9 protein-coding genes and 1 pseudogene are annotated in these 10,193 nt (G+C 61.2%); 7 read left to right on the top strand and 3 right to left on the bottom strand.

Features of this window, described 5'->3' with window-relative positions; genetic code table 11:
- Positions 1-85: 85 nt before the first annotated feature.
- Complete coding sequence (locus tag WK25_RS15715; protein WP_069242045.1) at positions 86-1,063, bottom strand: IS5 family transposase; 978 nt, start codon at positions 1,061-1,063, stop codon at positions 86-88.
- A 177-nt stretch (positions 1,064-1,240) separates the two neighbouring features.
- Between WK25_RS15715 and WK25_RS15710 the strand changes: the two genes are divergently transcribed.
- From WK25_RS15710 to WK25_RS15685, 5 genes are all read left to right on the top strand, one after another.
- On the top strand, positions 1,241-2,107 hold the full coding sequence (locus WK25_RS15710; protein WP_083253021.1) for an IS5 family transposase: 867 nt from the start codon (positions 1,241-1,243) through the stop codon (positions 2,105-2,107).
- A 192-nt stretch (positions 2,108-2,299) separates the two neighbouring features.
- Positions 2,300-2,482 (top strand): IS66 family insertion sequence element accessory protein TnpB, encoded by a 183-nt coding sequence (gene tnpB, locus WK25_RS32425; protein WP_083253026.1) that lies wholly within the window; start codon positions 2,300-2,302, stop codon positions 2,480-2,482.
- Between the two features lie 32 nt (positions 2,483-2,514).
- Positions 2,515-4,167, top strand: coding sequence for an IS66 family transposase (gene tnpC / locus WK25_RS15695; RefSeq protein ID WP_069242044.1), 1,653 nt, complete (start codon positions 2,515-2,517; stop codon positions 4,165-4,167).
- A gap of 26 nt (positions 4,168-4,193) precedes the next feature.
- On the top strand, positions 4,194-5,243 hold the full coding sequence (locus WK25_RS31280; protein WP_156789045.1) for a hypothetical protein: 1,050 nt from the start codon (positions 4,194-4,196) through the stop codon (positions 5,241-5,243).
- A gap of 281 nt (positions 5,244-5,524) precedes the next feature.
- A complete protein-coding gene (locus WK25_RS15685) occupies positions 5,525-6,502 on the top strand; it encodes an IS5 family transposase (RefSeq protein WP_069242019.1) in 978 nt (325 codons plus the stop codon).
- Between the two features lie 92 nt (positions 6,503-6,594).
- Here the strand turns inward: WK25_RS15685 and WK25_RS31275 are convergent, their stop codons facing one another.
- Together WK25_RS31275 and WK25_RS15680 are read right to left on the bottom strand one after the other, a co-directional pair.
- Positions 6,595-7,512, bottom strand: a complete 918-nt coding sequence (locus WK25_RS31275; protein ID WP_156789044.1) for a hypothetical protein — start codon at positions 7,510-7,512, stop codon at positions 6,595-6,597.
- Between the two features lie 912 nt (positions 7,513-8,424).
- Positions 8,425-8,610: pseudogene (locus WK25_RS15680) on the bottom strand (IS4 family transposase); the annotation flags it as partial.
- A 76-nt stretch (positions 8,611-8,686) separates the two neighbouring features.
- On the opposite strand from WK25_RS15680, the gene WK25_RS15675 reads away from it, so the two are divergent.
- Both WK25_RS15675 and WK25_RS15670 read left to right on the top strand, forming a co-directional pair.
- The gene (locus WK25_RS15675; RefSeq protein ID WP_069242041.1) at positions 8,687-9,664 is read left to right on the top strand and encodes an IS5 family transposase; all 978 of its coding nucleotides are present in this window, start codon (positions 8,687-8,689) and stop codon (positions 9,662-9,664) included.
- 20 nt (positions 9,665-9,684) lie between these two features.
- Positions 9,685-10,146: a hypothetical protein gene (locus tag WK25_RS15670; RefSeq protein ID WP_226209537.1), complete on the top strand. Its 462-nt coding sequence runs from the start codon at positions 9,685-9,687 to the stop codon at positions 10,144-10,146.
- Positions 10,147-10,193: the final 47 nt, after the last annotated feature.

The raw sequence follows: 10,193 nt of genomic DNA, 5'->3' as shown, positions 1-10,193 counted from the left end.
CGCGCTATCCGTGCACCAACGCCCATATTTCTGGCGTTGGTGCATGGAGGCGACGCCGGGCGCAATGCGCCCCTTACCCCGTGGGCTATGCGGCGTGCACCTTACAGCGGACGGAGTTCGGGCGTGCAGCGGCCAGCATGCGGTTGAGAACCGCCACGCCGATCGCCACTTCGCTCTGTTGAGCCTCGGGGTCGCGTGCCCGCAGACGCGCGCCGATCAGCGCCTTGTAGCGGCCCATCGTGGTTTCGACCCGGGCCCGCCGACCATAACCAGTGGCCTTCTGCCAGGCGAGTCGTCCCTGTGTCGCGATCGCTTCGAGATGATGATCGCGCTGCGTGGGCGGGCCCGTCTCGCAACTGCGCACGGCCGTTGCGCGCGGCGTAATCACGATCCGCGCGCTCGCGCTGTGGCGCGTGACCGTCTGGTACGTCGGCGCGCCGTCATACGCGCCGTCGGCGATGAACCGCCCGAGCTCGCCCGGGATCTGCTCCAGCAGCGGCGCGACCTGGGACGGATCGTCGCCGTGCTGATCGGTGAGAGTGTGCGCCACGATCTGCCCGGTGTCGGCATCGACGGCCAGATGCAGCTTGCGCCAGCGACGGCGCGACTTCACGCCGTGTTTCTCCTGCAACCACTGCCCCGCGCCGTAGGCCTGCAACCCGGTACTGTCGATCAGCACATCCAGTGGCCCGTTGGGCAACGGCGCAACGCTGAGCGCGGGGCGCCGCTTGGCGCGCCGGCTCAGCGTGGTGTGATCGGGGACCGGCAGCGTCAGGCTCATCAGCCGCAGCACCGAACCGAGCAGGCCTTCGGCTTGCCGCAGCCGCATGCGCAACGCACTGCCCAACATCAGCGCCGTCTCGATCGCCCGGTCCGAATAACGCGGCTGGCCGCCCGGCGTGGTGCGCCGCGGCGCCTGCCACTGCGCGAGCGCCTCGGGCGTGATCCACAACGTCAGGCTGCCGCGACTGCGCAGACCCGCTTCGTACTCCGGCCAGTTCGTTACACGGTGCGTTATCTTCGGGATGTGATGCCGGCGAGCGGCGTTATGCTTGTGCGGCATGCGGCAGGTTCTCAAGGGGCGGGGCGTCACTCTATTACCCCAACCTTTCATCAGGCTATCCATCAACTGATTGCGGGTTTTCCGAAGTGGCCGAATTTGTCTGCGAGCCGCATCGGGACTGGCTTGCGGGGTTGGCGAGGGCGGACCGGTTAAAGTCAAGGGTTTGCGGATGCGAAAATGGCTGGAAACCATGGACGGCAGGCGATTCCGACGAAATTGAGTGAAGCGCAGTTCGAGCAATTTGTCTTGCCGCATCTGAGCCGGGGCCGGCGCGGGCCGCCGCCGACATTGCCGTTGCAGAAGATCTTCAACTACATCCTGCAGGCGCTCTATATGGGGTGCCAGTGGAAGATGCTGCCGATCGAAACGAATGCAAACGGGCTGCCTGAAATCCACCCCACACGCATCTACCGAATGATGCGACGCTGGCAGGCCGACGGCAGCATCGACCGGGTCTTTGCGGGCTCAGTTGATCAACTCCACCATGACCAGCTCCTCGACCTCTCGACCATCCACGGCGACGGCACGACGACGGCGGCAAAGAAAGGCGGCGACAACCTCGGTTACAGCGGGCACAAGCACCTCAAGGGCGACAAGGTGGTGGCCTTCTGCGATCGCAACTGCAACATCATCGCGCCGTTCGTGACGGCGCCAGGCAACCGCAACGAATCGCCCCTGTTGCGCGACGCGCTGCCCAGACTCACCGCCATGGCCCGTGCCATCGGCGCAGACCTGCAAGGCTCAACCGTCAGTCTGGATGGCGTCTACGACTGCCGCGAAAACCGCAAGGCGATCTTCAACCGCGGCATGACTCCGAACATCCCGGAGAATGCGCGCGGGCGCAAAACACCGAAGCGGGGTCGCAGGCGGCATTTCGATGCAGCCGTCTTCGCGGAGCGCTTTAGAACCATCGAACGCGTGTTTGCCTGGGAAGACACGTTCCGCCGTCTGCTGCTGCGCTTCGAACGCATCAGTGACGTGCACTATGCGCTCAAGACGCTGGCCTACACGATGATCAACCTGCGGCACTACTGCCGCCGCTGATCCGGGTTCGCGCGCCGCGGGCAGCCGTCTGGCCGGCGCAACGCGCCGTGACCTCGCTCGACCACACCAGCCCGATCACTTCGCCTGCCGCGCCATCCCTTCGCAGCACGAATCTTGCCATGTCCGGTACTTCATGAATCATCCGCTCCTTCAGCGGACAACCACTGAAATCCCCTCGAAACTAGCAACCAGTTGTGGGATAAAAACGGCTTCTGGCTCCTGCTGAAGCGGCTCGAGGCGGACCGGTTTATCTGGCCCCGCCGCGAGCAGCCGGTGATCGAGCTGAGTGTCGAGCAGCTGGAATGGCTGCTTGATGGGATCAATCTCGATGCGATGAAACGTCACCCGAAGCGAAGTTACCGCACGGCGGGATAGAACGCTGAACATGATGGCGGTCTAATGCCGCAATGTCCAACGTCACGCTCACCGCCGAACAGTATGACGCGCTCCTTGCCGGGCGCGATGCTGCCGTTCTCGAACGGGACGAAGTCGTCAGTCAGCGCAACACGCTGCTCGAGGAACGCGCGAACCTGCGCGCCGAACTGCGCGTGGTGACCACCGAGCGCGACCTCTATCACGAGCGTCTGAAGCTGTTCCAGCGGCGGCTGTTCGCCGCGAAGAGCGAGGCGCGTGATCCGCGCCAGCGCGACCTGTTCTTCGACGAGGCCGAGGCGCTTGCGGACGGCGCGGAACCCGAGCGGGAGAGCGATGGCAAGGTCGCGGTCGGTGCGCACCAGCGCACGCGGCGCGGCCGCCGTCCGCTCGATCCGGCGCTGCCGCGCGTGACGGTGCGCCATGACCTGAGCGAAGCTGAACGTACCTGCGAACACGACGGCTCGACGCTCGTGCAGATCGATGTGCGGGTGCGCGAGCAACTCGACATCGTGCCCGAGCAGATCCGCGTGATCCGCCACGAGTATCCGGTCTATGCGTGCCCCACCTGCGATCAGGGCATGCGCACCGCACCGGCATCGGCGCGCATCATCCCGCGCAGCCTCTTTACCGAAGCAGCGCTCGCGTGGTTCGTGGTGGCGAAGTTCGTCGACGGGCTGCCGCTGTATCGCGTGGCGGCGATTCTGCGGCGCATTGGTGGCGACATCTCGCGCGGCACGCTGGCGGCCACCGTGATCCGGCTAGGCGTCGCGGTGCAGCCGCTGATCAACCTGATGCGCGACATCCTGCTCGACAGTGAAATCCAGTACGGTGATGAAACCACCGTGCAGGTGCTCAAGGAACCCGGCCGGGCCGCGCAGGCGAAGAGCTTCGTGTGGGTGCAGATGAACGGCACCGGGCCGCCGGTTCGCCTGTTCGGCTATAGTCCGACGCGCAGCACCGCACAGGCGGCGGATCTGTATGCGGGCGTGCGCCCGGGCGCGGTGCTGATGACCGACGGCTACGCACCATACGACGAGGTCGCACGCGTGAACGGACTCGTGCATCTGGGCTGCTGGGCGCACGCACGGCGCTACTTTGTCGAGGCCGAGGCGGTGCTGCCCAAAGAGAAGCGCGCCGGTTCACTGCCTGGCCAGTTCGTCGCGCTGATCGGCGAGCTGTTCGCGATCGAGGCACGAGCGAAGGACGCAACCGATGCCGCGCGGTACGACCTGCGGCAGCGTGAGAGCCGCCCCGTGCTCGCACGCCTCGAAGCACTGCTGCTCGCGAACGTGCACGCAGTGCTGCCGCAGGGCAAACTCGGCCAGGCGCTGCATTACCTGCAAGGGCAATGTCCGAAACTGATCCGCTACGTGGAAAACGGCGCGTGGCCGATCTCGAACAACGCCTGCGAGAACGCGATAAGGCCGTTTGTCGTCGGCCGCAAGGCATGGCTGTTCGCCGACACCGTGCGCGGCGCGAAGGCCTCGATGAACCTGTATTCGCTCATCGAGACGTGCAGGGCCAGTGGCATCGAGCCGTATGCGTACCTGAAGGATCTGTTCATCAGGCTACCTCATGCGCAAACGGCCGATGACTACGAGGCGCTACTGCCGTGGAATTTTCCAGTGACACAGCCCAGTGAATCCTCGCAGAAAAACCTTCCATTAATGCGCAATCCCCAGTGACCTCCAATTAGGCTTACCTCGTTTAAATGGACATCAATCGCACGTCATCAACATCCGGCAGTTCGTATGCACCTGTTGCCGACCCAAATGCACTCTCCGGAAATACCTCTTCATCCCGTGCCCAGCCCACACGTCAGGCGCCAAAAGATACTGTATTGGCGCATCTGCAGCCCAGGCCGCCATCATCATCTGCTGCTGCTAGATCTCACAGATTGGGCAATCGCAGATCAGAGGGGGTTTCCAGTGCTCGAAGTCATGCCGATCCATTGTTGATGGAAATGTCTTCGGTATGGCATGGCATGCTGCCGAACGAGGCCGTGCAGGATATTAGTCACGACCTCATGCATAATGGCCTCGGTCACTTGGTCTGGGGATCCAAACCAGCATTCTATCTAGAGGAGAAAGCAGAAGAAGGTATCTGGAAAGATATGACAACCTGCGCGCGTCTTGGAGGAGTAAAGCCGGGATTTACTCTTGTTCCATCATCGAAGAATGTAGAATTGCCAGAGGATGAACAATATGGATACCTCGTCAACCTGAGAAATACCGCCAGCGTTATTACCGCCAACAAATCCTTCTTTGTTTCTCGCTTCAATCTGACTGGAGGAGAGAGTAGCGAGCAGATTCTGCACCAGCATGTCTTACCTCGCCTCAAAACAAAGAACTATTCCGAGGACGGTGAACTCACAGCGATCTTGCTCGGCTACGGACGGGAAAATGCCGTCGCGCATACGCTCTCCATCAACGGGGATCCCGTGCAGAAATCAGCCATCGCAGAGCAGAATAATCGACTAGATGGGTGGGTCAAGGCACGCATGCGGCAATTAGGCCACGCTAAGGATTTTGGATATTCGATGCCAGCCGTTCCAACGTTCATGAAATTTGACACGCCGGAAACGCGGATGCTACTGGAAAATTATATCCAGCAAAGTAACCGTATCCAAGATGGCCACGCGGCTCTCTTGCATCGCCACGAGGATGTGACCGACGGTAGCGGGCTTCAGGATTCACGGTTATTTGTCTCGGCCTTCCTTCAGGAGCTTTTTTACGATCCCGGGCAAAATCCGCGCGCATGAACTACTACCGCTGTCCCGAACTCACATGTCGCATAGCCGGCTTGATTGTTCGCGAGTAAAGGACGCCTTTGGGTTCGCGCTTACGCCTCAACCTGCGAGATCAATCTCGCTCCCTCGATTGCATCACTATCAACTGGTTGCTAGTTTCGAGGGGATTTCAGTGGTTGTCCGCTGAAGGAGCGGATGATTCATGAAGTACCGGACATGGGCGTTGGTGCACGGATAGCGCGATGAAAGGTTGGGGTAATAGAGTGACGCCCCGCCCCTTGAGAACCTGCCGCATGCCGCACAAGCATAACGCCGCTCGCCGGCATCACATCCCGAAGATGGCGCACCGCGTGACGAACTGGCCTGAGTACGAAGCGGGCCTGCGCAGCCGGGGCAGCCTGACGGTGTGGATCACGCCCGAGGCGCTCGCGCAGTGGCGGGCGCCGCGGCGCACCACGCCGGGCGGCCAGCCGCGTTATTCGGACCGGGCGATCGAGACCGCGCTGATGTTGGGCAGTGCGCTGCGCATGCGGCTGCGGCAAGCCGAAGGCCTGCTCGGTTCGGTGCTGCGGCTGATGAGCCTGACGCTGCCGGTGCCCGATCACACCACGCTGAGCCGGCGCGCGAAGCGGCGCCCCGCGCTCAGCGTTGCACCATTGCCCGACGGTCCACTGGACCTGCTGGTCGACAGCACCGGGCTGCAGGTCTACGGTGCGGGGCAGTGGCTGCAGGAGAAACACGGTGTGAAGTCGCGCCGCAGCTGGCGCAAGCTGCATCTGGCCGTCGATGCCGACACCGGGCAGATCGTGGCGCACACGCTCACCGATCAGGACGGCGACGATCCGTCCCAGGTCGCGCCGCTGCTGGATCAGATCCCGGGCGAGCTCGGGCGGTTCATCGCCGACGGCGCGCATGACGGTGCCCCGACGTACCAGACGGTCACGCGCCACAGCGCGAGCGCGCAGATCGTGATTCCACCGCGCTCGAGCGCCGTGCGCAGCTGCGAGACCGGGCCGCCCACGCAGCGTGACCGCCATCTCGAATCGATCGCGGCACAGGGGCGGCTGGCCTGGCAGAAGGCGAGCGGTTATGGCCGGCGGGCCCTGGTCGAAACCACGATGGGCCGCTACAAGGCGCTGATCGGCGCGCGTCTGCGGGCACGCGATCCCGAGGCTCAGCAGACCGAAGTGGCGATCGGCGTGGCGGTGCTCAACCGCATGCTGGCCGCGGCACGCCCGAAGTCCGTTCGCTGTAAGGTGCACGCCGCATAGCCCACGGGGTAAGGGGCGCATTGCGCCCGGCGGCGCCTCCATGCACCAACGCCGTTATTGACACCAATCGGAACCCGGTCCCGACAATACCGTCACGCATCGCGATCAACAAAGCCACGAATGAATTTTTTAAATTCTGCATTTGGCATATGATCAACACTTCCAAGTGCGAATTCGGCAAATTTTACGTGATGGGTAGTTTCCGGATTTTTCTTGAAGTCTTCAATGAGAGATAGCATAACTTGTCTATGCGTTTCCCCCTTCTCGAGTAAAGATATGGCTTTATGTTCTGCAGATTTTTTGGGATCGTCAATATCAACGTGCGCCAGTGCGGAATATATAATTCCCTCATATCTACTCTCCTCTATACCGACGCTGTTCATTGCTGAGGCAGCGATCAAGATCGCTGGATCCTCATCCATCGACAAAAGCGATAGCGATCGCCCTCTGGGAGTTTGCCTAATCCAAAACAATGTTGCGGGAGAACGACATATGAAATCTTCGTCATTCAATTTACTCGCTGACATCATATATTCGTGATTGCTCAATATTTCAAAACTCCCATCAGCGTCGATGTTCCGATCTCCGCTTATATGTCCGAGCAAAGCCATGGCGCGACTTTTATCGTACTGGCTAAATTCTTGCGTATAGCAACCGAAGCACTGGTTGAGCCCATATTCTCGTGCAAGACTGTTTGCAGCGCGCCAAGAGATTTCGAAATCTTTATTGGTTAAAGAAAAAAATCTATCGCGTAGAACCTCCCAGTTATCCGCCAGATAATCTTTGCCGCGGATCTGAACCGATGAAGGAACGGAGCCGAGTAAGTTATCTAGCATTTTTGTTATCTCGACTCCTTCCGGACTGGTCTCCAGATCGTACGTGCGGTTTATTTCCGACGCATCCCGTAAGACTCGTGGCAGAGCGAGCGCGGCAACGTTTGCCGAAATTGCCGCAAATTTCATTGGGTATGCAATCCGCTCAGGATTAAGCATAACCACGCCGGCAGTCACCGGAATAGCCAGCTTTCCGATCCGAGTTATGTCTGCATTTGTCTTCAAATTCGGAATTAGTGCACGGGGAACAATGCTTGGACGCCTGGCTGGGAGGCCAAGAAGCTCAGATGGCTGTCTTGCTGGCTTGGCGACTTCGGATACGGATTCTTCTCTCGAAGAAGACGAGTCACTGTCACTCGACGGCGTACTATATATATTGTTGATTAATTTCACTCGAATACTTAGTTGGGGAATGAATTCACCACGGGTTTGTGGGTTCGAATGGATATCAGTGGCTTAATTGGTTGCTAGTTTCGATGCTGACCATGCAAAGGGAAGTCGATCAAACGGGAATCGTGAATCTATATCAGGCGGGGCGCACTGACGAGCCCGAAAATATGTTTCGTCATGGCGTTGGTGCACGAAGACTACGCTGTGCGCAATGCGCCCCTTGCCCCGGACTATGTCGCGCCCAGAATCGGGGCCTGCTTTAGTCGCGACATTCACCACGTTCGTTGAGAAAGTAGTTTCCGTTGAGGAGATCGTATAGGCCGACGAACGCGGAACAAGCGGATCAATCATGCGCGGCGAGTAACGATATAGATACGGTATAATCTATCTCCCATTGATGCTGCGGAATTTGCAATGAGCGAAAAGGCGTAACAGTATACGAAATGCAGATATCGCCTTCTTATCCCCACCCGAACCAGCGTGGGCGATGGGAATACGTCTGACTCATAGAATTGCAATGCAACTGGTTCCCAGTTCCGGTTGATGAATATATTGGCAGTGTGCACAATCAACGGATGCGAAATATGTCAGACATGCCAAATTGCGTAATGCGAAGTGGTGAGCTGACGGGCGAAGTAATCGAGTTGGTGCGGTCGAGCGAGCTCACGACCCATTGCGCCGACCCGACTGCTCATTCCATTACACACAAGTCTGCAGCTCAAGCTCGCGCGCGTATCTGATGCCGGCAGCAAAATCCACCACTCGCTGCATGCCTAGCCAGATGGTTTTGACGCCAGGCTCGCCGTCGCCTTTGCGGGCGAGGAAGCCGCCGAGCCTGGCGACGAGCCGTACCACTTCGTTTAGCCGCGGCGGTTTGTCGGGTGGGGGGCGTTGGTGCATGGATAGCCTGATGAAAGGTTGGGGTAATAGAGTGACGCCCCGCCCCTTCAAAACCTGCCGCATGCCGCACAAGCATAACGCCGCTCGCCGGCATCACATCCCGAAGATGGCGCACCGTGTAACGAACTGGCCGGAGTACGAAGCGGGTCTGCGCAGTCGCGGCAGCCTGACGTTGTGGATCACGCCCGAGGCGCTCGCGCAGTGGCAGGCGCCGCGGCGCACCACGCCGGGCGGCCAGCCGCGTTATTCGGACCGGGCGATCGAGACGGCGCTGATGTTGGGCAGTGCGCTGCGCATGCGGCTGCGGCAAGCCGAAGGCCTGCTCGGTTCGGTGCTGCGGTTGATGAGCCTGACGCTGCCGGTGCCCGATCACACCACGCTGAGCCGGCGCGCCAAGCGGCGCCCCGCGCTCAGCGTTGCGCCGTTGCCCAACGGGCCACTGGATGTGCTGATCGACAGTACCGGGTTGCAGGCCTACGGCGCGGGGCAGTGGTTGCAGGAGAAACACGGCGTGAAGTCGCGCCGTCGCTGGCGCAAGCTGCATCTGGCCGTCGATGCCGACACCGGGCAGATCGTGGCGCACACTCTCACCGATCAGCACGGCGACGATCCGTCCCAGGTCGCGCCGCTGCTGGAGCAGATCCCGGGCGAGCTCGGGCGGTTCATCGCCGACGGCGCGTATGACGGCGCGCCGACGTACCAGACGGTCACGCGCCACAGCGCGAGCGCGCGGATCGTGATTACGCCGCGCGCAACGGCCGTGCGCAGTTGCGAGACGGGCCCGCCCACGCAGCGCGATCATCATCTCGAAGCGATCGCGACACAGGGACGACTCGCCTGGCAGAAGGCCACTGGTTATGGTCGGCGGGCCCGGGTCGAAACCACGATGGGCCGCTACAAGGCGCTGATCGGCGCGCGTCTGCGGGCACGCGACCCCGAGGCTCAACAGACCGAAGTGGCGATCGGCGTGGCGGTTCTCAACCGCATGCTGGCCGCTGCACGCCCGAACTCCGTCCGCTGTAAGGTGCACGCCGCATAGCCCACGGGGTAAGGGGCGCATTGCGCCCGGCGTCGCCTCCATGCACCAACGCCTCGGACAGCTGGATTAAACTCAAATGCAGCAAACGCCAGGAGTTCGTCATTGGCGGATTTTCGCGCCGTAAGGGCGCCACCGTGGGCGTGCGAGCGGTTCTGCTCGGCGTGTACGAGGAGGGCGGACAGCTGCGTTACGTCGGGCACGTCGCGCCGCGCTTCGCGCCTCGCCAGGCACGGGAATTCGAAGACCGCCTTGCAGCCTTGGGCCGCAAGCGCTCGCCGTTCGTCCGCGCGCCGGAACCCGAAGCCGATCGCGAGTTCCACTGGCTGAAGCCGGTGCTTGTTGCCGAAGTAGCGTTTCTCGAGTGGACGCCGACCGGACAGTTGTGTCACCCGTCGTTTCGCGGGCTGCGCGCCGACAAGCCTGCACGGAGCGTAAGCCGCGAAGACCCACTTGAACCGAAACGGGCCCGCAACAGCAAGTGATTTACTCCGAGCAGAAAGACCGATCGATCGATGCGCCGACATGGACA

Origin of the sequence: Burkholderia latens (assembly GCF_001718795.1) — a bacterium.
Taxonomy (GTDB): Bacteria; Pseudomonadota; Gammaproteobacteria; order Burkholderiales; family Burkholderiaceae; genus Burkholderia; species Burkholderia latens_A.
Note: the sequence above shows the minus strand (reverse complement) of the source record. Positions and strands in the feature narration are given on the sequence as shown.